The sequence below is a fragment of the Parabacteroides sp. AF18-52 genome (genome assembly GCF_003479145.1).
Taxonomy (GTDB): Bacteria; Bacteroidota; Bacteroidia; order Bacteroidales; family Tannerellaceae; genus Parabacteroides; species Parabacteroides faecis.
In genome coordinates this window covers 565,483-588,825 of record NZ_QUGR01000001.1, presented here as the reverse complement: position 1 = coordinate 588,825, position 23,343 = coordinate 565,483, and the positions used below count along the sequence as shown (strand labels likewise).

Annotated in this window: 27 protein-coding genes; 24 read left to right on the top strand and 3 right to left on the bottom strand. The window is 44.5% G+C overall.

What is annotated here, in order from left to right; genetic code table 11:
- The first annotated feature begins 2 nt into the window (after positions 1-2).
- From DWX23_RS02465 to DWX23_RS02420, 10 genes are all read left to right on the top strand, one after another.
- Complete coding sequence (locus DWX23_RS02465; RefSeq protein WP_122373271.1) at positions 3-824, top strand: aldolase/citrate lyase family protein; 822 nt, start codon at positions 3-5, stop codon at positions 822-824.
- Between the two features lie 145 nt (positions 825-969).
- On the top strand, positions 970-1,578 hold the full coding sequence (locus DWX23_RS02460) for a sugar transferase (protein ID WP_122373270.1): 609 nt from the start codon (positions 970-972) through the stop codon (positions 1,576-1,578).
- A gap of 7 nt (positions 1,579-1,585) precedes the next feature.
- Positions 1,586-2,173, top strand: coding sequence for an acetyltransferase (locus tag DWX23_RS02455; protein WP_122373269.1), 588 nt, complete (start codon positions 1,586-1,588; stop codon positions 2,171-2,173).
- A 4-nt stretch (positions 2,174-2,177) separates the two neighbouring features.
- Entirely contained in the window at positions 2,178-3,422 is a 1,245-nt protein-coding gene (locus DWX23_RS02450; RefSeq protein WP_122373268.1) for a DegT/DnrJ/EryC1/StrS aminotransferase family protein, read from the top strand.
- 31 nt (positions 3,423-3,453) lie between these two features.
- Positions 3,454-4,527: a polysaccharide biosynthesis protein gene (locus DWX23_RS02445; RefSeq protein ID WP_122373267.1), complete on the top strand. Its 1,074-nt coding sequence runs from the start codon at positions 3,454-3,456 to the stop codon at positions 4,525-4,527.
- A 42-nt stretch (positions 4,528-4,569) separates the two neighbouring features.
- Positions 4,570-5,718 (top strand): capsular polysaccharide biosynthesis protein CapF, encoded by a 1,149-nt coding sequence (locus DWX23_RS02440; protein ID WP_122373266.1) that lies wholly within the window; start codon positions 4,570-4,572, stop codon positions 5,716-5,718.
- Between the two features lie 79 nt (positions 5,719-5,797).
- A complete protein-coding gene (locus DWX23_RS02435; RefSeq protein WP_122373265.1) occupies positions 5,798-6,049 on the top strand; it encodes a hypothetical protein in 252 nt (83 codons plus the stop codon).
- Positions 6,040-6,360 carry a type II toxin-antitoxin system RelE/ParE family toxin gene (locus DWX23_RS02430; RefSeq protein WP_122373264.1) on the top strand — a complete coding sequence of 107 codons (321 nt, stop codon included), beginning with the start codon at positions 6,040-6,042 and terminating at the stop codon, positions 6,358-6,360. Before DWX23_RS02435 ends, DWX23_RS02430 begins: the two co-directional genes overlap by 10 nt.
- Before the next feature lie 36 nt (positions 6,361-6,396).
- Positions 6,397-7,539, top strand: a complete 1,143-nt coding sequence (gene wecB / locus DWX23_RS02425; RefSeq protein ID WP_122373263.1) for a non-hydrolyzing UDP-N-acetylglucosamine 2-epimerase — start codon at positions 6,397-6,399, stop codon at positions 7,537-7,539.
- A gap of 10 nt (positions 7,540-7,549) precedes the next feature.
- Positions 7,550-7,945: a WbuC family cupin fold metalloprotein gene (locus DWX23_RS02420; protein ID WP_122373262.1), complete on the top strand. Its 396-nt coding sequence runs from the start codon at positions 7,550-7,552 to the stop codon at positions 7,943-7,945.
- A 60-nt stretch (positions 7,946-8,005) separates the two neighbouring features.
- On the opposite strand, the gene DWX23_RS02415 is transcribed toward DWX23_RS02420, so the two are convergent.
- The 3 genes from DWX23_RS02415 to DWX23_RS02405 all read right to left on the bottom strand — a co-directional run bounded on the left by DWX23_RS02415 (position 8,006) and on the right by DWX23_RS02405 (position 9,380).
- On the bottom strand, positions 8,006-8,332 hold the full coding sequence (locus DWX23_RS02415; protein WP_122373261.1) for a hypothetical protein: 327 nt from the start codon (positions 8,330-8,332) through the stop codon (positions 8,006-8,008).
- Between the two features lie 33 nt (positions 8,333-8,365).
- Complete coding sequence (locus DWX23_RS02410; RefSeq protein WP_122373260.1) at positions 8,366-8,827, bottom strand: glucosaminidase domain-containing protein; 462 nt, start codon at positions 8,825-8,827, stop codon at positions 8,366-8,368.
- Positions 8,828-8,924: 97 nt separating this feature from the next.
- Positions 8,925-9,380 (bottom strand): HU family DNA-binding protein, encoded by a 456-nt coding sequence (locus tag DWX23_RS02405; protein WP_122351318.1) that lies wholly within the window; start codon positions 9,378-9,380, stop codon positions 8,925-8,927.
- A gap of 342 nt (positions 9,381-9,722) precedes the next feature.
- Between DWX23_RS02405 and DWX23_RS02400 the strand changes: the two genes are divergently transcribed.
- The 14 genes from DWX23_RS02400 (at position 9,723) to DWX23_RS02335 (ending at position 23,329) form a co-directional block, all read left to right on the top strand.
- Entirely contained in the window at positions 9,723-10,163 is a 441-nt protein-coding gene (locus DWX23_RS02400) for a hypothetical protein (RefSeq protein WP_122373259.1), read from the top strand.
- A 302-nt stretch (positions 10,164-10,465) separates the two neighbouring features.
- Positions 10,466-10,966 carry a hypothetical protein gene (locus DWX23_RS02395; RefSeq protein ID WP_122373258.1) on the top strand — a complete coding sequence of 167 codons (501 nt, stop codon included), beginning with the start codon at positions 10,466-10,468 and terminating at the stop codon, positions 10,964-10,966.
- A complete protein-coding gene (locus tag DWX23_RS02390) occupies positions 10,963-12,300 on the top strand; it encodes a DnaB-like helicase C-terminal domain-containing protein (RefSeq protein ID WP_122373257.1) in 1,338 nt (445 codons plus the stop codon). The genes DWX23_RS02395 and DWX23_RS02390 overlap by 4 nt, the downstream gene beginning before the upstream one ends.
- Positions 12,297-13,484, top strand: coding sequence for a DNA primase (locus DWX23_RS02385; protein ID WP_122373256.1), 1,188 nt, complete (start codon positions 12,297-12,299; stop codon positions 13,482-13,484). The genes DWX23_RS02390 and DWX23_RS02385 overlap by 4 nt, the downstream gene beginning before the upstream one ends.
- The gene (locus DWX23_RS02380) at positions 13,481-13,753 is read left to right on the top strand and encodes a DUF4248 domain-containing protein (RefSeq protein WP_122351313.1); all 273 of its coding nucleotides are present in this window, start codon (positions 13,481-13,483) and stop codon (positions 13,751-13,753) included. The genes DWX23_RS02385 and DWX23_RS02380 overlap by 4 nt, the downstream gene beginning before the upstream one ends.
- Before the next feature lie 39 nt (positions 13,754-13,792).
- A complete protein-coding gene (locus DWX23_RS02375; RefSeq protein ID WP_122373255.1) occupies positions 13,793-14,521 on the top strand; it encodes a YjbH domain-containing protein in 729 nt (242 codons plus the stop codon).
- A gap of 19 nt (positions 14,522-14,540) precedes the next feature.
- Positions 14,541-15,773 carry a YjbH domain-containing protein gene (locus tag DWX23_RS02370; protein ID WP_233587468.1) on the top strand — a complete coding sequence of 411 codons (1,233 nt, stop codon included), beginning with the start codon at positions 14,541-14,543 and terminating at the stop codon, positions 15,771-15,773.
- A gap of 37 nt (positions 15,774-15,810) precedes the next feature.
- The gene (locus DWX23_RS02365) at positions 15,811-17,046 is read left to right on the top strand and encodes a carboxypeptidase-like regulatory domain-containing protein (protein WP_122373253.1); all 1,236 of its coding nucleotides are present in this window, start codon (positions 15,811-15,813) and stop codon (positions 17,044-17,046) included.
- Between the two features lie 52 nt (positions 17,047-17,098).
- Positions 17,099-17,851, top strand: coding sequence for a polysaccharide biosynthesis/export family protein (locus tag DWX23_RS02360; protein ID WP_370449231.1), 753 nt, complete (start codon positions 17,099-17,101; stop codon positions 17,849-17,851).
- A gap of 12 nt (positions 17,852-17,863) precedes the next feature.
- On the top strand, positions 17,864-20,230 hold the full coding sequence (locus DWX23_RS02355) for a polysaccharide biosynthesis tyrosine autokinase (RefSeq protein ID WP_122373252.1): 2,367 nt from the start codon (positions 17,864-17,866) through the stop codon (positions 20,228-20,230).
- Between the two features lie 8 nt (positions 20,231-20,238).
- Complete coding sequence (locus DWX23_RS02350; RefSeq protein WP_122351308.1) at positions 20,239-20,994, top strand: tyrosine-protein phosphatase; 756 nt, start codon at positions 20,239-20,241, stop codon at positions 20,992-20,994.
- 12 nt (positions 20,995-21,006) lie between these two features.
- Entirely contained in the window at positions 21,007-21,294 is a 288-nt protein-coding gene (locus tag DWX23_RS02345) for an HU family DNA-binding protein (protein WP_122373251.1), read from the top strand.
- A 495-nt stretch (positions 21,295-21,789) separates the two neighbouring features.
- Positions 21,790-22,305 (top strand): DUF3575 domain-containing protein, encoded by a 516-nt coding sequence (locus DWX23_RS02340; RefSeq protein WP_233587467.1) that lies wholly within the window; start codon positions 21,790-21,792, stop codon positions 22,303-22,305.
- A 13-nt stretch (positions 22,306-22,318) separates the two neighbouring features.
- Positions 22,319-23,329: a DUF3868 domain-containing protein gene (locus DWX23_RS02335; RefSeq protein ID WP_122373250.1), complete on the top strand. Its 1,011-nt coding sequence runs from the start codon at positions 22,319-22,321 to the stop codon at positions 23,327-23,329.
- Positions 23,330-23,343: the final 14 nt, after the last annotated feature.

The following is a 23,343-nucleotide window of genomic DNA, read 5'->3' as shown; positions in this document are numbered from 1 at the left end:
ATATGGGTTTTAATTTAATGATTTTGGCAGCGGATCCTGATTCTGCTGTAAAGGCTCAGTCCGCGGGTATAGATAGGATATTCTATGACCTTGAATATATTAATAAAATGGAGCGGCAGCATGGTAGAAATACGGTTATCTCACATAACAACATCGATGACATTCCCGCAGTGCGTAATGTGTTAATCACATCAAAACTTTTGGTACGTACAAATCCTATACATGCTTATTCAAGAGTAGAAATTGATAAGGTTATCAGTTATGGTGCCGACATTCTGATGCTACCTATGGTACTTGATCAGCATGATGCTGAAGCCTATGTTGAAATGGTTGCTGGTAGAGCAAAGGTTTGTATCATGATTGAAACAGCGCAAGCTTTAGCTCGCATTGACAAAATTCTAGCTGTGCCAGGTGTGGATGAAATCTTTATTGGACTGAATGATTTACATATTAGTATGGGATTAACATTCATGTTCGAATTGCTAAGTGATGGACTTGTAGAGTACGTGGCCAATAAATGTAATGCAGCAAATATGCCTTTTGGTTTTGGAGGCATTGCTCGCATAGGCGAGGGTATGTTACCTTGCGATTACATTCTTGGAGAACATGTTCGCCTTTGTTCTCAGTCGGTTATTCTTTCACGCTCATTCAAGGGCGATGTTGGAGGAGCTTTAAAAAAAATTAGACTGGATATAGAAGTAAACAAAGTTCGTGCAAGGTTACAAGAGATACATTCTTGGACCGAAGCTCAGTTCATAGAGAACACTTCAAAAGTCGTAGAAGGTGTTGATCTTGTAATTAATAAAATTTGTGGTAAAATATAGAATAGGGATTGAGGGAGCTAAATATCAATAACTCTAATCTTTTTTATATAAACTTAAATGTACTTCATTTCATCCCTCAACGAGACATATTTAGGTGAATATATGGCTACCTAAATTAAATGAAAATATACAAATAAATATCGATATGTATAAAAACTTTTTTAAAAGGTTGATAGATTTCTGTTTAGTATTTACTGTCTTAGTTTTTATTTGGCCTGTTTTATTGTTGGTTATGGTTTGGCTATATTTAGCCAATAAAGGTGCTGGAGCTCTTTTTACTCAGGAACGCCCGGGTAAGGATGGGAAAATTTTTAAAGTGATTAAGTTTAAGACTATGACGGATGAGAGGGATGTAGATGGTAATTTGCTCCCTGATACAGAACGGTTGACCAAGGTTGGGCGTTTTGTTCGCTCCACCTCTATTGATGAACTTCCACAGTTGATTAATGTGTTGAAAGGGGATATGGCACTTATTGGTCCTCGACCGTTATTGGTTCAGTATCTTCCACTATATAGTCAAGATCAAGTTCGTCGACACGATATTCGTCCTGGTATTACAGGGTGGGCTCAAGTAAATGGACGGAATGCAATTAGTTGGACAAAAAAGTTTGAACTTGATGTTTGGTATGTGGATCATTGTTCATTTCTGTTGGATGTGAAAATACTATTTATTACCCTGAAAAAGGTATTTGTACGTGAGGGTATCTCTTCGGAGACTTCTGTTACGATGGAGGTTTTTACAGGAAATAATTAAACGAACTATGTACTTATTTGGAGCAAGCGGTCATGCTAAGGTAATCATTGATATCTTGAATGCGCAAAATGTGGTGATTGACGGGTTAGTAGACGATAATTCAGATGTGAATGAGTTGCAGGGGTATTTGGTAAAGCACTGCCATTCAGGTTTGTCACCTTTCATTGTAAGTATCGGCTCGAATGCTATTCGTAAAAAGGTCGTGGAGAAGTTAGATGTAGATTTTGGCAAGGCTATTCACCCCTCTGCAATAGTTTCGCCATCGGCTACCATTGACGAAGGTACGGTAGTTATGCAAGGGGTAATCATTCAAGCAGATGTTAGAATAGGAAAACATTGTATTATTAATACTGGAGCTTCAGTGGACCATGAATGTGTTATAAGCGACTATGTACATATCTCACCGCATTCTACGCTTTGTGGAAATGTAAAGGTGGGAGAAGGAACATGGATTGGAGCAGGTACAACGGTCTTACCGGGGGTTAAAATCGGTAAATGGTCTGTGATTGGAGCAGGATCTGTGGTTGCTAAAAATATTCCGGATGGGGTCTTGGCTATTGGTAATAGATGTAAGATCATAAAAAATATAATATAACATAATGAACAAACGAATCTACCTTTGCCTTGCCCACATGAGTGGCAAAGAACAGACTTTTATTAAAGAAGCCTTCGATACCAATTGGGTTGTTCCGCTTGGCCCGAATGTGAATGCTTTTGAAAGAGAATTGGAAACATTTGTAGGTGAGAATAAACAAGTCGTTACCCTCTCTGCCGGTACGGCAGCTGTACATCTTGCATTATTGGCTTGTGGTGTCAGTCCAGGTGATGAAGTGATTGTACAAAGCTTTACATTCTGTGCTTCTTCGCACCCTGTAACTTATTTGGGGGCTACTCCGGTGTTTGTTGATTCGGAGGTGGTTACCTGGAATATGGATCCGGAGTTTTTGGAAAAGGCAATTGTTGACCGGATGGCGGTGACAAGTAAAAAACCAAAAGCGATCGTTCCGGTTTATCTTTATGGAATGCCTGCTAAAATCAATGAGATCATGGCAGTTGCTGACAAATATGATATTCCAGTTATTGAGGACGCGGCTGAAGGCTTGGGTAGCCGGTATGATGGCAGGGTGTGCGGTACGTTCGGACGATATGGGGTACTCTCTTTCAATGGAAACAAGATGATTACTACGTCCGGAGGTGGTGCATTAATCTGCCCGGATGAAGAAACGAAAAAGAAGATTATGTTTTATGCTACTCAGGCTCGTGAGTCGTATCCTTATTACCAACATGAGGAAATTGGTTATAACTATCGCATGTCGAATATCTGTGCCGGTATCGGACGGGGACAGATGATGGTTCTGAATGAACATATTACTCATCATAAACATGTCTGTCGGCTTTATAAAGAGTTACTTGCCGGAGTAGAGGGAATTGTACTGCATGAAAATCCTTCTTCCCAGTTCGATAGCAACTATTGGCTGAATACGATTTTACTTGATCCTGACTTACATGTGAATGGGGAAGAATATGCATATGAAGCGGTAGTTCAGGGAGCTGTAGGTGGTGCTGCCGGTGTGACACACGAAGCTTCTTCTTTGCATACGGATTGTGAGCCGAACAAGAATGTAGAGGCGATGCGTATGGCTTTGGATGCTGTCGGTATCGAATCTCGTCCGCTATGGAAACCGATGCATTTGCAACCCGTTTATAAAAATAATCCTTGTTATGTGAACGGTGTAAGTGAATCTTTGTTCAAACAAGGACTTTGTTTGCCGAGTGGACCATGTGTGACGGATGAGGATGTGGTTTATATTGTACAAGAGATCAAGAAGGCGATTCAGAAGTGAAATAATTGAAATTTTAATAGAATAATATATTATGTCAGTTTTTAAAGACAAAACCCTCCTAATCACCGGCGGCACCGGCTCTTTCGGTAATGCCGTTCTCCGGCGTTTCTTGGATTCCGATATCAAAGAGATCCGGATCTTTAGCCGGGATGAAAAGAAGCAAGACGATATGCGTCACGCTTTGCAGAATCCTAAAGTGAAATTCTATATCGGAAATGTACGTAACAAGACATCGGTAGATATTGCTATGCGCGGTGTGGATTATGTGTTTAGTGCAGCTGCATTGAAGCAGGTTCCCAGTTGCGAGTTCTTCCCAATGGAAGCTACCCGTACAAATGTAGAAGGAACGGAAAATGTGTTGCTTTCCGCTATCGAACATGGCGTAAAAAATGTAGTCGTCCTTTCGACCGATAAAGCGGCTTATCCGATCAATGCGATGGGAATCTCCAAGGCGTTGATGGAAAAGGTGGCGATTGCAAAAGGGCGTGAGTTGGGCGAAGGGGCGCAGACGACGATCTGCTGTACCCGCTACGGCAATGTAATGGCAAGCCGTGGTTCAGTGATCCCTCTTTGGGTGGAACAGATAGAACAAGGGAAACCGATCACTGTTACCGATCCGGAAATGACCCGCTTTATGATGACTCTGGATGATGCAGTCGATTTGGTGATCTATGCCTTTACACATGGTCATAACGGTGACCTGTTTGTTCAGAAAGCTCCGGCAGCAACTCTGTCTGTTCTGGCACAGGCATTGAAAGAGACATACGCACAGATCGATCCGAAGTATCTGGATACAGAAGTGAAGGTGATCGGTACGCGTCACGGAGAGAAACTGTATGAAACACTGGTAACACGTGAAGAGATGGCGAAAGCGATCGATATGGGAGAGTATTACCGCATTCCTTGTGATACACGCGATCTGAATTATGACAAGTTTTTTACCGAAGGCAGCGAATGTCTGTCTAAGATAGAAGATTATCATAGCCATAATACCACACGTCTGGATGTGGAAGGCATGAAAAAACTATTACTCCGCTTACGTTTTATTCAGGAAGATCTAGGACTGATTGAACGGGCAAAACCAAGAGAAATCAGAAGCGAATAAATTAGCTTCATGTCAAGCCTCCAAACTTAAAATTTTAATGTAATGAATATATTAGTTACCGGTGCTAAAGGATTCGTCGGTCGAAATCTTGTTTCCCAACTCCATAATATCCAGTCGGGGAAAGCACGGAATTACCCTGTTTCGGAAACTGAACTAAAGGTTTTCGAATATGATATAGACAGCGATACGGCTGAGTTGGATGTCTATTGCAAGAATGCCGATTTCGTCTTTAACCTGGCGGGTGTGAACCGTCCGAAAGATCAATCGGAATTTATGAAAGGTAACTTTGGCTTTGCATCTATTTTGCTGGATACGCTGAAAAAGTATAACAATACTTGTCCTGTAATGATCTCTTCGTCTACGCAGGCGGCCTTGGATAATCCGTATGGTGAATCGAAGAGGGCGGGAGAGAACTTATTATTCGAGTATGCAAAAGAAACCGGAGCAAAAGTCCTGGTTTATCGTTTCCCGAATGTGTTCGGAAAATGGTGCAGACCAAACTATAATAGTGCTGTCGCTACTTTCTGTAACAATATAGCCAATGATCTGCCTATCCGGGTGAATGATTCGAGTGTGGTTATGAACCTGGTGTATGTGGATGATGTAGTGGATGAACTGATTGCTGCTTTGTCGGGTGGGGAACATCACGAGGGAGACTTTTGTGCCGTTCCTGTGGTTCATACGATCACGTTGGGAGGTATTGTTGACCTGCTTTATTCTTTTAAGGAAATGCCGGATAATTTAAGTGTACCTGATTTGGGCGATCCTTTCACGAAGAAGTTGTATTCGACCTATCTGTCTTATCTGCCGAAAGAGAAATTCAGCTATCCGGTACAGATGAAAACAGATGATCGCGGTAGTTTTACGGAGATTATCCGTACGCCTGACCGGGGACAGTTTTCAGTCAATATCTCCAAACCGGGTGTAACCAAAGGTCAGCACTGGCATCATACCAAGAATGAGAAATTCGTGGTGGTGAGCGGTCATGGCTTGATCCGGCTTCGTAAGATCGGAACGGATGAAGTAATCGATTTTGAGGTCAGCGGGGAAAAGATAGAGGTCGTGGAAATGATTCCCGGTTATACGCATAACATCATTAATCTTTCCGATACGGAAGAACTGGTGACTTTTATGTGGGCCAACGAACCTTTCGACCCAACCCGGCCGGATACTTATTTTGAAGAGGTGTAAATGTTAAATAAAGAAGAGAGAATGATTATTCTAAATGATTTACTACTTTTGTAAAAAGGAACTACAAATATAAAACGATATGAATACCTTTAGTGTAGATACATTGAGAGTCGATATTTTTAAAGAGCTTATAAACTTGGATCAAGAAAAGTTATCTGAAGTTTATAAGTATGTTAAAGAATTGGCTTCAAAAGGAAATTCAGAAACGCTTATTTTAAAGGAAATGTTGGATGCTTCGGCCGATTATGCGGTTAAAGCTCATAAGCGTGGTGAATTTCATTCTACTGAAGAGGTGATGGAACGGTTGGGGAAGGAGATGGGATGGATGTAATTTGGACATCTCCGGCTGAAAAAAGTTTTGCTGAAACACTCTATTATATCAGACTGAGAACGGGGGATGCTTCTGCCCGTAAAGTATGGCAAATGATTAGAAAGCAAGTCGACCTATTGACATTTAATCCATATATGGGTAAAGTCGATCCGGATTTATCTGATGAAAACCACCAATACCGCTTTATAGTTGTCAACAAAAAAAGTAAAGTCTACTATTTTATACAAGAGGATTTTCTCTATATAGCTTTGGTAAGAGATACCAGGCAGGACTTGCAATATTTAAGGGAACTTCTATCTTTATTATTCTAAGAAAATCAATCTCTTCCATAATCTATTTGAAGAGAAATGAATAAACTGAAATTAATGACCATCATCGGTACCCGTCCGGAAATCATCCGTTTGGCTGCTGTTATTAAACGATGCGATCAGTACTTCGATCAGATCTTAGTCCATACCGGACAAAATTACGATTATACATTGAACCAGGTATTCTTTGATGATTTGGGACTTCGTGCTCCTAACTATTATCTGGACGCCGTAGGTGCGGATCTGGGAGAAACGATTGGGAATATCATTGCCAAATCGTATAAACTGATGGCGGAGGTGAAGCCTGATGCCGTGCTTGTCTTGGGAGATACGAACTCCTGCCTGTCTGTTATCGGTGCAAAGCGTTTGCATATTCCTATTTTTCATATGGAGGCGGGTAACCGTTGTTTCGACGAATGTCTGCCGGAAGAAACCAACCGCCGTATCGTGGATGTGACAGCCGATGTCAATATGTGTTATTCGGAACATGCGCGCCGGTATCTGAATGCTGCCGGTACACCGAGAGAACGTACTTATGTAGTCGGTTCGCCGATGGCAGAGGTATTACATAATAACCTGGAACAGATCAAAGCAAGTGATGTACTGGAACGTCTGGGATTGAAGAAAGGAAAGTATATCTTATTGTCTGCCCACAGGGAGGAGAATATCGATACGGAAGTAAACTTCTTCAACCTGATGAATGCGGTAAATGCGATGGCAGAGAAATATGCCATGCCCATTCTTTATTCCTGCCATCCCCGTTCCAGGAAATACATAGAACAACGTGGTTTCAAATTCGATCCGCGTGTGATACAGCATGAACCACTGGGGTTTCACGATTACAATCATCTTCAGATGAATGCCTTTGCAGTGGTATCCGATTCGGGTACGCTTCCCGAGGAAAGCAGTTTCTTCTTGTCTGTCGGCAATCCTATTCCTGCGGTATGTATCCGTACGAGTACGGAGCGTCCGGAAGCATTGGATAAGGGAAATTTCATCTTAGCTGGTATTACAACAGAACAGGTGTTGCAGGCGGTGGATGTGGCTGTCGTGATGAATAAAGATGGCGCTTTGGGAATCCCCGTTCCCAACTACGTGGATGAGAATGTTTCGGTGAAGGTAGTCAAGCTGATCCAGAGCTATACCGGAATCGTGAATAAAATGGTTTGGAAAAAATATTGAAACAAAAGTCATGCAACTAATTAATTCAACCTTATTAAATGAAGTGACGAAGCAAGCCCAGGAATCTCCCCGCTTGCGTATGAACTGTAATTTTCATGATTCTTTGGATGCCAAAGCCCAGCGTTTGCTGAATGCGTTGGAGCCGGGGACTATTTTACCGATTCATCGCCATCCGCATACGGCAGAGACTTATTTGCTGTTGCGTGGGAAGATTCGGGTGATGTTTTATAATGATAAAAAAGAAGAAACAGAGTCGACCCTGTTGGATCCTTTGGTAGGAAGTTTTGGTGTACATATTCCGGCTAATCAATGGCATACATTGGAGGTGTTGGATAGCGGCTCTGTGTTGTTTGAAGTAAAAGACGGCCCCTATACTCCGTTGGGGGAAAACGATTTGTTGAAGTAAGAGATGTAAGAAGGGAGTACCTTCCTCATATCGGCAGTGCACTCCCTCTTTTTATATCGCTTACGCAATAAACCATTTATAAAGACACCCGACCCCGCCCATCAGCATCAGGCTATATCCTGACATTCCGAGCCAGTCGGCTCCGGGCGGGAGGTTATTCTTCCCATCTCTGCGGCTTCCCCAGTCCCCCTGGGTGAGAGCGAGAGAATCGCCCCGATGCAGGTCAGGGTCACTTCCGTCTCCCTCATCAGGAGGGAGAGGAGGCTCAGGAGGAGCAGGCAGAGGATGAGTACAGGGGCAGTCACCGGCTGCCGGTTTTCGCTTGCGGGGGAAGATGATCCGGGCAAGGCCGGTGAGGAAGTTGAGTATTGTTTCAAGGACATTCATGGAAATTGAAAATTATAAATTGAGAATTGAAAATTAATTTACCTTCAATCGCTCTATCGACCGGCTGACCGCCACCAACATGCGCTGGTAAGCCGCACGGTTGTCGCCGTTCACTTCGCTGATATATTTGCTGTAAGCAATCTCTTTGGCGTAGGCGGAAGGGTGGAAGGTGAGAGTCGCGGCCACAGGATAGGCCGAGTGGATCAGACGGGCGAAATCGAGAAAACTGGCTTCCGGAGTGAGGTAACTGCGGAACCACAGACACGGACGGCCGTCGTTGGCAGACAGGTCGGTACGGTCTCCTTCCCAGAAAGGGTTGGGACGGCCATAAGCGGTGATGCCGAAAAAGTTGTTATGCTCTCTGCATAGCGCACTTTTGCCCCAACCGGTCTCGATGGCGGATTGAGCCAGGATGATGACCGGGTTCATTCCGAACCGCTCTGCCGCCTTTTGGGCGAGGGGAAGATACTGTTTGATAAAATCTAGTTTTGTCATAATCGATAATGAAATTATTTGTCAATGTGCCAATATGCCAATGGGAATACCAATTATTGCAATCTTAATTGCCACATTGGTAAATTGGTTGATTCTTTTACTCAATCTCCGGACGGTCGCTACCGCCGCCCGAACCTGAACCGGAGCCTGAATCGCTGCCCGGAATGACCCACTTCTCGTAAGAAGCGTCGCGGACAATATCCATCAGCATGGTGCCCGGATAAAATACGATATGAGCACGATTGAACAACGAAGAATTGAAATCCTTTTCGGTGCTGGAACCTTTGCTGCCGGCAACCATACGGAAACTACCGAAATCGCCCAGATGGATCGATTCGCCGTCGGCAAGGGATTCGTTCATGACGGTGATCAAACCGTCCAGGACCAGCAGGATATCGCCACGGCTGGCGGTACTGTATTTGCTGATGCGGCTGCAGATGCGGTTCAGATCGACCTTTTTACTGATGCTGGTCTGAGCATAGTAGAGCTCGGCTCCTTCTGCTGCATCTTTACTCATGTCTTTGCGTTTGACAAGTCTGTACTTTAATGGCATAGATTTTAAAAATTAGGGTTGATACTTGAAATTAATTGTTGGTTATCGATAACATTACAAAGGTACGGCAGCCCGAAAACACGCAGACAGATAGATGCCGGTAGAGACAGATAGGGTCAGATAAAAACAGTTAAATATTTACATTCAAAACAGGTATGTTTCGTTGTTAAAACATATATGTTTTGAAGACAAAAGGTATATGTTTTACAATCCGGACAGACTATACGGAGACATAAAAAAGTATAGACTTATGGATTTATTTAACAGACAAGATCTACAAAAAGGAATCAGCCTTTTAAAAAAAGGATACGAGGAATAGCGGGTAAACATCTGTCATTCCCTTTGCTGAAAAAATCGATCGATGAACAGGAAAATGAGATACCGGATATCTTTTTACTGGCATTTTTGCTGGGAGACCCGAAGATCAGGGAGAAAAGGACATGGGACGACCTGGCCAGGTCGTTTTTCAAACAGTACCGCAAGGTGATATACAGTTACTGCCATTACGATACCGGTCCCCTCGACCTGGAACGGATCAGGGTGAAGGAACCGAAGTTGTTTATCGAATATTTGTCGGGGATGGTCAGAAGCGGGATGTTCGGTGATTGTTCGTATGAGGAACTGGCGGATTATATCTACATGATCTTTCAAACCGACTTTGAAAAATCGTACATCTGCAGCATTCTGAAGAATGCACATGAGGATTATCTGCATATACATGACCAGATAAGACGGGAAATGAAGCTCGAACCGAAGAGAAAGAACGGAATTTTTAATAACTAACCTGTTGATGTATAGTCTGTTGGGTTGTAATAAATACGTGAAAAACAGTTTTTTATATCAGAAAAGCACTGTGTACCTTTGTTTTAAAGCGTTGGAGAACGGTCTTATTCTGAAAAAAAATTGAAAAACCTCCTATTATAAAATCTTTATATAAGAAATACTTCTTTTTATATTAAAGAGGAACGCATAAAAGCTAAATAGAGAGCAAATATAAACCTGATATGATCTGATGTTATTCAATTGTTTTTGCGAATAGAGCGCACATAAGGACGCAAATACTAATTTTAGTTAAACCAAACACAATGAACAGAGAGCAGAGAAACTATGCCCAGGTTGCAACGTTACTGGGAAAGGCTTTTATCAGGTTGCCGAGAAAGATCTTGAACAAATTAACTTGTCCGATAAAAAAAGAACGCGATCTGGCAAAAATGTACGTCACTTTGATTATCAGAGCTTTTTATGTCGACGGGACGGTGATTTTAGGAAAGTACCGGCATATTTGCCGCCGGGGGGAGTATATGGGAACCTATCATGAATTGTCGGAATTGACTTGTATCAGTATCGGGTCGGTCGGCTATTATTTGAAATTACTGGCTATTGATCATCTGATCGTAATCAATGCCGTGACCGGAGGAACACGTATCGGTATTTGCGGCTACGACTATTTTTCCGGTTACGAATTGGAAACGGACACGCAGCAACGGGAATCTGAGCCGTCTTGCACATTGGCCGATATCGAGCGGAAAATGGGGGGACGCAGCATGCAGGATGCCGGTAACCGACAGGAAAGGAGTGACGTATGATGGATGTCGAGAAAACGTTGATCTGTTGCCTGCTGACCTCGGCGGAAGCTCCGATGCTGGTAGCTTCTTCCTTGCGTAAAGAGATGTTTGAAGATAAGTCGCTGAGCTTTGTTTACGGGGTTATCATGGATTTGTATAACCGGGGTGTGCGGCCGGATATGATGACGGTCGAAACTGAAATGCGTCGCCAGGACGAGGCACAGTGGAAAGAATTGAACGGGCTTTCTTTCATCCTCCCGGCCATGCTGAATGTCCGTACCGGAGAGAATGTAAGCCTGTATGCCGATGAGGTGAAACGCCGGTATAAACTGCGTCTGCTGGGACAATTGTTCGTTATGCTGAATTTTAAATCGGGGCAGTTCGATGCCGTACCCGACGAGCTGATCGCGGAGGCGGAACAGTCGTTGATGGATATCCGGCGGAATACGGCCGACGGGGAACCGATGCAGACGGTGGGAGAACTGTCGGCAAAGGCTGTGGAATGGCACCGGAAACGGATGAATGCTTCCGAAGATGTCACCCGGATATTGAGCGGGATGGAGGAACTTGATTATGTCACGGGCGGTTTGCATCGTGGGGAGGTGATCGTTTTGGGCGGCCGTCCCAGCGACGGGAAAACGGCGGTGGCACTTCATATCGCTGTCAATGCGGCACGTGCCGGAAAGCATGTCTGCCTGTTCAGCCTGGAAATGTCTGACTTGCAACTGCTGAACCGTATCCTGGCTGGCATGACCGATGTGGATGCCGATCATCTGCGTATTTCCGGATTGACGCAGCAGGAACTGGAGATGCTGGCGGAAGCAGGAAAGAAGTTGGATAAGCTACCGTTGTATATCGATTACACGCCTTGCTGTACGGTCGGCGATATCCGAGCCAAGGTGATGCTGAAGAGTAAGGCGGGCGAGTGCGACCTGGTGGTGATCGATTATCTGCATCTGTTGTCGTCGGTCCGCCAGAAGAATGAAACACTGGATCAGGTGGTAGGACGTAATGTGACTGCCTTGAAACAGCTGTCACTGGAGGCTGATTGTCCGGTTTTGCTTGTTTCGCAGATGAACCGTGCCTGCGAGACGAGACCGGATAAGGCACATGTCCCGGTGATGAGCGACCTGAGGGATTCGGGTACGATCGAGCAGGTGGCGGATTGTGTAATTTTTGTCTATCGTCCGGAAAAGCATGGGATTATACGGGACGAACGGACAGGGGAGAGCCTGGTGGGAGTAGGCAAACTTTATATCGTGAAAAACAGGAACGGGGCAACAGGAATTGCCCGTTACCGTTACAACGAATCTTATACGAAGATCACGAACTATCGTAATACTTCTGCATCATGACGCAACGGGAAATAAACAATATAAAACAGTCTGCACCGCCGATCGAAGAAATCATCGGGCGGTATGTACAGCTGACGCAGAAGGGGAGAAGCCTGTTGGGGTGTTGCCCGTTCCATAAAGATCGTCACCCTTCTTTGGCGGTAAATCCGGAGAAGCAGTGTTTCATCTGTTTTGCCTGTGGAGAGAAAGGGGACGTAATCAGTTTTTTACAGAAGATAGAAGGGATATCGTTCGGAGAGGCAATTGATAAATTGAAAATTGAAAATGGAAAGTCGAAAGTGAAATCTGAGGTCAAACCCGAAGTCAAATTGACAAAGCCGGTATGTGAAACAGACAAATTTTCAAATCTCGATTCTCAAATTTCAATTGAAAAAAATCTTCAGTTTCTTTCGTCTCTCCTTCCTGCCGCTTCAGGGGATTCGGACCTGACACCGACCTGGCTCGATTTCGGGGTTGGGACTTCACCGGCGATGGTTCCTGAAGAATGGAAGGCAATGCGTAACCGGCTGGTGTTTCCCATCCGGAATGAGGAGGGGCAGTTGGTCGGGTTCGGAGCACGCCGTCTGACCGAAAATCCGGATATCCCTAAATATATCAACTCGCCGACCAGCGGACTCTATCGTAAAAACGAGCTACTTTACGGCTTGGATATGGCCCGGAAAATGATTCGTGAAAAACAGTTTGCCATTCTGGTGGAAGGATACAAAGATGTGCTGGCGATGCACGCAGCCGGATTCAGGAATACGGTGGCGCTTTGCGGAACGGCTTTGTGTGACGGGCATATTGCCTTGTTGAAGAAATACACCTCGCGGGTGGTCGTGATGCTGGATGCGGACGCAGCAGGAAGAAAGGCTGCTGAAAAGGCGGTTTGCCAGCTGGGGATGCAAGATATCCGGGTGTATAGGATGGAACTGCCGGAAGGGCAAGACCCGGACTCGTTGTTCAGGCTTTGGGGAAAAGAAAGGTTTACAAGGTATCTGCGGGAAAGACTCATGCAGGGAACCTCTTCGGAAGAGGCTTTATTGCTGGGACGTATCCGGGAAGGGATACTGCTGTTGTCTGCCATCACCGACACGGCGAAACGGATGGAGGCACTTCGTTGCCTGAATGTCGGAATGGCTTACCTGACCGGTCTGTCGCAGAGGGAGAGACGTCCGGCCACGATGGACTGGAGGTGGGTATGAAGAAGGACGATAGAAAAAGCAGGATAAAGACCGCCGGGGAAGATGAGGAGGAAAGGATGTGGAAGAACCGCAGTTTTACCTGGATGGAACTGGGGATATTGTATAGTCCGGATCTGACTCCTGCGGCAGCCTCACGCCGGTTGAAGGTATGGGTGACGGCAAATGCCGGATTACTCCGTAGCCTGGGAAAGACGGGATGGAACCGTACGCAACGCATTCTGACACCGCGCCAGGTGGGGTATATTGTGGAAGTTCTGGGCGAACCCTGATTTTAGGATGAAAGAAATATCTGTCGACAGATAAATCAAATGAACTATTTTTTGAAATTCTTTTTTGTGGTCTGCATGTTACCGGTCGCTTCGTCATTGAATGCCCAGTATTCGCTGGGCATGACCGGATTGCAGACGATTCCGACTGCGGATATGCAAGCAGACGGAACTTTTATGGGAGGAGCTAATTTCCTGCCCGAAGCGATGACACCCGGCTACTGGGACTATGATACCGGAAACTATTTTGTCAATATGACTTTCCTGCCGTTCCTGGAGGTTGCATACCGTTGTACTTTACTTCACGGAGAATTTGAAAACGGGAATAAATGGCAGCAGGACCGTTCCGTCTCATTGCGTCTTCGCCCCCTGAAAGAGGGGAAGTGGCATCCGGCAATCGTTCTGGGATCGAATGATGCCTTTACGAGCAGCGAACTGAATATGTTTGCGAAAGTCAAAGGCAACCGTTTTTTCTCGTCCGTATATGTTGTTGGAACGAAACATCTGTTATTCGGCGGCCATGATCTGGGGCTTTCTTTGGGAGGTAATATCCCGTTCCGTAAAGATGCTTACCATAAGGGCGTTTTTGGAGGAGTAAGCTATCGTCCGGCTTTTCTGAAACCTGTCGTACTGATGGTCGAATATGATACGGAGGCAGTGAGTGTAGGGGCTGCCGCACGTTTTTTCAATCATTTATCCCTACACGCTTTCTGCTATGATTTCAAAGCTCTCTCTGCCGGGATACGGTATGAGTTCAGATGCTGGAAATGACTTAAATCGTTACAGTCGGATGTCGAAGATATATCGTATACTTTTTTTATTTCTCCTGGGCAGTCTGTTTGGTTGGAAAGGAAAGGCGACAGTAAAGGAGGCGCTTGTCGACCTGGGGATGGAAAACGTAAAAGTGGCGGTGCAGGCTGGTGGGGTGTGTATTGCTTATGAGGATAATGTTTACCGGGGTACTTATCGCGGATTGTTTGAGGTGATCCGGACTTTATTGGATGAACCGGATATTGCAGATGAAAACATACAACTGGCCGTATTGGAAAACGGAATTCCTCAAATCAGGGTGTCGCTGGACCGGGAGTTTGTCTCTGCTTACCGGCAGGGGCGTTTGTCACTGGCGGCCGTGATGAAGGGACTGGCGATAAGTTACGATACGGATGAGGTAATGAAGGCTTTGAAAGGGACGAAAGCGGTAAACCGTTCGGCAGGGAAAGTGGATCTGGTATTGTATCCCCAGGTCAGATTGCAAAATTCCTGGCTGGATAAAATATACGGAGCCGTACTCGATATAGCACCGGCTGTAGAGATCGGTTTATGGAAAGGTGCCTCTTTTACCGGGCAGGTGATATTTCCGGTCTGGAATAATCTGGTAGGAGAAATGGATTATATCCGTGCAGGGATGCTGGTGGTACGTCAGGAAATACGGTTACCGAAAAATGTGTTTGCGACATTGAGTGTAGGCAATTTTAATCAGGACCGGATCGGAGTGGACCTGAACCTGTTGTATCATACAAATTCCGACCGTTGGGCTTTCGGCTTGAGCGGCGGCTTGACGGGAGCATCCACTTTTTACGGCGGTAGATGGGAGGTGACACAATGGAGACGGGTAAACGGCTCGGTATTGGTGCGCTATAACGAGCCGTATTATAATTTGCAGTTCGACTTATCGGCGCATCGGTATATCTATGGCGATTATGGAGTGCGTGGTGATTGCAGCCGTCATTTCGGAGAGATAACAGTCGGTTTGTTTGCCATGTATTCCGAAGGGGAGGTGAACGGAGGATTTCACTTTGCTATTCCTCTGCCCCGGAAAAAACGTAGCAAGCACCGGGCTGTCCGGGTGCGTTTGCCGGAATATTTTGACTGGCAGTATGAAGCGCAGTCGGGGCCCCGGTATACTTCACGCAGGCTGGGACGTTCTTACGAGACACGTCCGGATGAAAACAGAAACCGCACTTACTACAATCCTGACTTTATCAAGGATAACCTGGTGATCCTGGCAGAACAATCCAAATAATATCAAGAAATATTTTTTTAACAAAAAAGAAGACAAAATGAAAATGAACAAGCATTTGGTTGCGGGCATGGCTATATGTCTTGCTGCAACAGTAGGTGTAGGACTTAGCTCCTGTAAGAAAGATGAACCGACTCCCGTCATTGTGGAAAATCCGTTGGATGCGGAGGTCTATTACATTGCCGGAAAAGTGATGGCTGGAAATAATGCTTTGGAGGGTGTAAAAGTAACTGCAGCGAACTCGGAAGCAACGACGGCCGCCGACGGTACTTTCCAGTTGGAGATGACATCGAAAAATGATTACGTTGTCACTTTTGAGAAGAGCGGCTATGTGACCGTTACGGCAGAAGCCAGTTTCCCGTCTGATGCCAAGAAACAGAGTGTCGTATCGCTGGTGCAGGAACTGGAGGAAAAAAATCAGCCTGTTACCGTTACTCCGGATGCCGGAAGTACAGTGATAGAGGCTAAACGGCAAATGGTGGAACTGGAATTTCCGGCCGGTGCGGTTAAAACGGCAACGGATATAACTGTGACGGCTTATAAGGAAGGTGCTAAAAAGTCTCAGGCAGGTACCGTTCGTGCCAGCCTCTCTACTGTTAGTTGTGAACCGGACGGTCAGACTTTTGAGAAGCCTGTTATTCTGCGGATGAAGAATCCGGCAAGTAACAGCGTTTATTTTGCTGATGTAAGGCATTATGTGGAGAAGAACGGCGTGTGGAATGAAACCGGTACTGCCGGGTACAATGGAAATGGATATTATATGACCACGATCGACGGATTTTCAAATCACTCGTTCGGAGTGCCTTGTTCATCACAAAAGGGAACATCTAAAACTGAAGATCTGGCATCGGTTGTGATTGATAATCTGGGAAATATGGATTCAAAAGAACAGGCGATCGATGTGACATTCCACTTGGGTTGGAAGATCGACGGAACTACGAGCGATCTGCTGAAGAAACAATTGGCAGGCTTGAGTGATAGTGATGTTACAGCTTTATCCGGTGCTGTCGAAAGTTCATTGGCTTCATTGCTGGGAGGAACTCAGAGTGTCGGTGAGATGACATTGAAACGTGATGCCAGAGTAAGCGGGGATATGAAAGCGACTGTTTCCATGATTGAAAAGACCACTACTACGGTATTTGGTTTTCCGGTCGTATTCGGAGGACAGACTGTAGCGCTGACCATTCCGGTTGTGAAATATGAGGGAGTCGACCTGGTAGTGACAACTGAGAAAGGGGCGAGTCATGGAAGTCATTCCGGTGGTTCAGGCGAGTAAATATCCGGAAAAGAAGAAAAGTATGAAGATAAAATATGTGACTTATCTGGTGATGTGTATGGCGGTGTTTTTTTCCGCCTGCACTTCAACCAAGAAAATTATCTATCTACAGGATGTTATCCCATTGAAACAGCAGGAGATCGAACAGAAATATGAAGTGATTATTCATAGCGACGACCTGCTGGCTATCATGGTAAACAGCCGTGATCCGGAGCTGGCGTTGCCTTTTAATATGCCGATGGTGACTTATCAGTTGGGATCGAATAATGGCGGACAGCAACGTGTTTTAGGTTATCTGGTGGATACGAACGGAGATATAGATTTTCCGATCCTGGGGAAGATCCATGTGGAAGGGTTGACTCGCATGCAGTTGACGGAGCTGGTAAAGAGCAAGCTGATCGAAGGCGACCTGATCAAAGATCCGATCGTAACGGTACAGTTCCTGAACTTTAAGGTTTCGGTGATGGGCGAAGTGGGCCGTCCGGGTAGTTTCACTATCTCCGGCGACCGTATCACATTGCTGGAAGCATTGAGTATGGCAGGCGACCTGACTATCTACGGCCGTCGCGACCGGGTAGGTGTTATCCGTGAAAATAACGGGAAACGTACGATCCTTTTCCATGATCTTCGGTCGGCTGATATTTTTAATTCTCCCTGCTATTACCTGCAACAGAACGATATTGTCTATGTAGAACCGAATAAAGCGAAATCAGGTCAGAGCAGCATTAACCAGAATAACTCGATCGGAGTCTGGGTTTCTGTCATATCGTTGCTGACGACGATCGCGGTATTAATCTTTAAATAATCGGATAATCTAATGAATTCTGAACAAGAAACTACTTATTTACGTGAAAAAGAAAACGAACTGAATCTGAACGACCTTTTCCATATAGTCCTGGCTAATTGGTACTGGTTCCTGTTGTCCACCCTGTTTTGTTGCGGGGTGGCGTTCCTGTATCTGAAATGGGCGCCGAAGGTGTATACACGTACGGCTTCCGTGCTGATCAAGGATAATACCAAAGGGGGTGGTCTTAGTGAATCGGCGGCTTTTGAAGAACTGAATATGTTCAATGTAAAAAGCAACGTGGATAACGAGGTGTTGGTTTTCAAATCGAAACGTTTGATGAATATTGTTTCCGAGCGTCTGAATCTGGATGTCAGCTATACGGAGAAGGACGGGTTGCGTACGGTTGAGTTGTATACGCAGTCGCCTGTAGCCGTACAGTTCCCGGAGGCGGAGGCGACGCAGGCGTTTTCATTGGTAGTGACGCCTTTGTCGGAAAAAGAAGTGCTGCTGTCGGATTTCTCTATGGCCGAGGGGAAAATGCAGAAGGTCGTGCTGAACGATACGGTGGCAACGCCTGCCGGCAAGCTGGTGGTAACTCCGACCTTGTATTATTCGGATAAATATTTCGGAAAGTCTGTCGTTGTCGGGAAGAAGAACCGGGAAGATGTCGCATTGAATTACAGCAATGCCCTGCAAGTGGTATTAGCCAGTAAAACGGCTACGATCATTAACCTGACCTTGCAGGATGTGTCTATCCCGCGTGCGGAGGATATCCTGAATATGTTGATCGCTGTTTACAATGAGGATGCGATAAACGACAAGAACCAGGTAACGGTGAATACATCCAATTTCATCAATGAGCGTCTGATCATTATTGAAAAGGAGTTGGGAAGCGTGGATGCCGATATCGAAACGTATAAACGGGAAAACCGGTTAACGGATATCAGCTCCGAGACAGGCATGTACCTGCAGGAAAGCAGTCAGTACAGTAAAGAAGGACTGGGGTTGGAAAACCAGAGGACGCTTGCCAAATATATACGCGATTACCTCACGGACCCTCATAAAAGTGCCGACCTGATACCGGCTAATACCGGCATCGCGGATGTGAATATCGAGGGACAGATCAGCGAGTACAACAACCTGTTGCTGAAACGTGACAAACTGATCAGCAACAGTAGTAATAAGAACCCGGTGGTTATGGATCTGAACAATTCGCTGAATGCGATGAAACAGACCATAATCCGGGCGGTTGACAACCTGATTGTCGGTCTGAATATCAAGATAAAGAATATCAAGGAGCGGGAGGTACAAACGACACGCCGTATCTCGGCTGTACCGACACAACAGAAGTATGTGCTGTCGGTCGAACGCCAGCAGAAGATCAAGGAAGAGCTGTATCTCTACCTGCTGAATAAGCGGGAAGAGAATGCCTTATCGCAGGCGATCACGGAAAGTAATGCCCGTGTGATCGATGCTGCCCAGGGTAGCCGGAGTCCGGTGGCTCCCAAGTCGATGATGATTTTACTGGCGGCTATGGTATTGGGGTTGGCTATTCCGGCAGGTATTATCTGGCTGCGGATAGTTATGAATACAACCGTGCGTACACGTAAAGATGTGGAAGATGCCGTATCGATTCCGTTCCTGGGAGAGATCCCTTTGCGTGACAAGAAGAATAAAGATGAAATAGTCGTGCGTGAAAACGGGCGCGACAGTATTTCGGAGGCGTTCCGCATTGTTCGTACGAATATGGATTTCATGCGTGTGAAAGCAAAGGATATGAAAGTGGTGATGTTTACTTCTTTCAATCCGAATGCCGGTAAGACATTTGTGTCGATGAACCTGGCGATGAGCTTTGCTTTGACCAGCAAAAAGGTGATACTGATCGATCTCGATATTCGTAAGGGTACCCTTAGCAGCCATGTTAGTGCTAGCACTAACATGGGAGTTACAAACTATTTATCTGGAAAAGTGGATGATGTAGATGTAATCATAGGAAAAGAGGAAATTGCGAAGAATCTGGATATTATCCATACGGGCCCTGTTCCTCCCAATCCTTCCGAGCTTTTGTTGAGTACCCGTTTGGATACTTTGATCGAAGAGCTGAAGAAACGGTATGACTATATCATTCTGGATAATGTGCCTGCTGGTCTGGTTGCCGATGCGGCTATTGTGAATCGCGTAGCTGACCTGACCATTTATATCCTGCGTGCCGGTTTGATGGACCGCCGCCAGCTTCCGGAACTGGAGAAGCTGTATAAACAGGATAAGTTCAGGAATATGAGTTTGATCCTGAACGGCGTACGCTATAACCATTCGGGCTATGGTTACGGCTATGGTTACGGATACGGCTATGGTTATGGCTACGGTTACGGGAATGAAAAGAAAAAATCAAAATAGTTTCCGTTATGTTGACCTGGATTATACCGAAGAGAAATATTCTTTATACCACATTGCTTGAGGGAATGACGGATGTGCATGCACATCTGCTTCCCAATGTGGACGGGGGAGCGGAGTCCTTAATGGACTCGATGGCTGCATTGGATAGGATGAGGGAGGTAGGGGTAAAGCGAATCTTCCTTACTCCTCATATTGCGGAAGAATGTACGAATAATTCGTTAGAACTTTTACAGGCAAAATATTCCATTCTGAAAGAGTGTTGCCCTGCGGATATTGAATTATGTCTGGCTGCCGAATATATGCTGGATAATGGTTTTGATGCCCGTAAGAGGGGAAAAGTATTGACTTTCCCCGGTAAGCAGATATTGGTGGAGACTTCCCGCTTATCGGCACCCGAGAAATTCCTGACTTTTTTATTCGATCTTATGCTGGAAGGGTATAGGCCTGTTATCGCTCATCCGGAACTGTATCAGTATATGACGCAGGATGATTATTATTTTCTGAAAGACAAAGGATATAAGTTTCAGTTGAATTTGTTCTCGTTGGCCGGACTGTATGGAAAGCAAGCCCGGTCGGTTGCCCGGATTTTGTTGAATAAAGAATATTATGATTATGTGGGGTCGGATTTTCACCGGCTGGCCGATTATGAAAAAGGCCTGAAAAAACTCTACTTGTCGGGAAGTCAGATGAAACAAATCTACAAACTATTTAATAATAACGATTCGCTTTGGAACAGCGGATCGTTGGAAGAACAAAAAATTTAAAACTGTAAAAATATGATGAACAAAAGAGAATTGATATACTCTATCGCAGAAAAGACGGGGTATACGCAAAGTGCTGTACGGAATGTTTTGAATACATTTATTAATACTGTATTTGAAGAAGTGAAATCAGAAAATAAAGTAAGGATAGGGGGCCTTGGGGTTTTTTCTCCGATGTTTCAGAAACCTCGTCCGGTCAGGAATACGCAAACAATGGAACCCCTGATGCTTGCACCCAGAAGTACCGTGAAATTTCGTGCTGCGGATGACCTGGTCAGAAAACTGAATAAAGAGGAAGAATAGCTGCTTTAAGCTTTCGTCCGGTTGAATATTTAACTCTGTATTTTCCGATATTATTTCAATTAAAGTCGGAAAATACAGAGTTTTTTTATGCTGAATTCATAAAGATCCGATGTAATGACTAAAATAAACGAACGTTTTTTCTAGTCATTTATTTGATGCAAATATATTTTATATTAAATGAAAAACAAAGCGTTTTTTATCTTTTTATTTTACTGAATTACAGAGAGATATATGTGGTTCTTCAAGAAGTTGCAATAATCATATTATCTTGAATTTTCGTCTCGGAATAATGACTAGAAAAAACGTTCGTTTATTTTAGTCATTATTTTTTTATTAAAATGAAAATAGAATAATTCAATATAGTATTAATAGTTTGTTATAATGTCTGATATGCGATATAAAAGTAATTATATAATTGTTTTTGGTGTTATTATGATAATGTATCGTAAGGTGTTTATCAGGCTTTATAGTCCTAAGAGTCTGATTTTTATAATAATGATTATCAGTTCTTTATCTAAATTGAACTGTCAGAATATAGCAGTGAAAACAAATGTACTTTATGATTTGACGTCGTCTTTGAATATCGGGGGAGAAATAAAATGTAAAGATGCCTATTCGTTCAGTTCTATTATCAGTTATAACCCGTGGACTTTTGCTGATAACAAGAAGATGAAACATCTGCTTATACAACCGGAGTTCAGAAGATGGTTTGGTGAAGTTTTTCAGGGAAGTTTTGTAGGTATACAGGCCCATTATGCGCGTTTTAATTGGGGAGGAATATTGTCAGATTATCGTTTTCAGGGAAATCTGGTCGGTGCCGGAATTTCTTACGGATACCAATGGATGATAAGTCCGCTATGGAACCTGGAAGCTAGTATTGCTTTGGGGTATGCTTATCTGAGTTATGATAAATACAGGCAGGAAAAAGGAACGCCTCGCATAGAAAAGGCGCATACCAATTATGTGGGACCGACACAAATAGGCATATCTCTAATTTACTTTATACAATAAAAAAACAATAAATATGAAAATCAATCCGCTCGTGTTGTTGAGCTTATTTTTTATTTGCAACTCCTTATACGCAAAGGATATTGATGTGGAGATAAAATCGCAGTCATGTTTTGTGAAAGGTGATTCGTTGATGGTATCGGTGAAATGTATTGTCAATACCCATGATTTCACATCTGACGAATCACTTACCATTATTCCGGTGATAAAAGAGAACAGGCAGGAGAAAGAACTTGCGCCTGTCTTGCTGAACGGTAAAAAAAGACATCGCATATATGAACGGAACCGTGTATTGAATAAACGAAAAGGTATTGAAGGGGAGAAATATTTTCTTGTCAGGGAGCTGTCGGGAGAATACCCTTGTGAAGTGATCTATAATACTTCTGTTGCTTCCGAAAATTGGATGCGTATGCCGGAACTGTTTTTGAAGGTAAACAGGCTGGCTTCTTCCGGGGAAATTGTCCAGGAAACGATCGGTCTGAAAGAATCGGGTAGGTCACCGGAGGTAAAGAGAGTTGCTGTAACCAATGATGTTACGCTTTCGCCGAAGGTTTCGGAAGTATCCGGGTTAAAGGCTTCATACATTTCTCCGGAAAGTGATGCGACCGATGTACGGAATCAGAAAGAACTGAATTTTAACCTGGAAGAGGCCAGGGTGGTGGCGGAAATGAATCCCCAGATGCTTTCTTTACGCGAGTTGTATATGGTGGCGTTGAGCTATAAAAATGAACCGGGGAAATTTTATCAGATAATAGAAACGAGTGTAAGGATTTACCCGGCTCATCCGGTAGCCAATCTGAATGCAGCAGCGGCTGCTATCGAGCAGGGCAACTGGCAGGCAGCCGGGGAGTATCTGCGGATGGCACCCCATGAAACCCTGGCTTATAAAAATTGCAAAGGGGTGTATGAGTTGATGACCGGGAATCTGTATGAAGGCATTCGTTTGCTGAAAGCGGCAAAAGCGGAAGGATCGGAAGAGGCCGGTATGAATTTGGCCGTATTTTTTGAGAATAATAAACGTCATTGAATGTATAATTATTT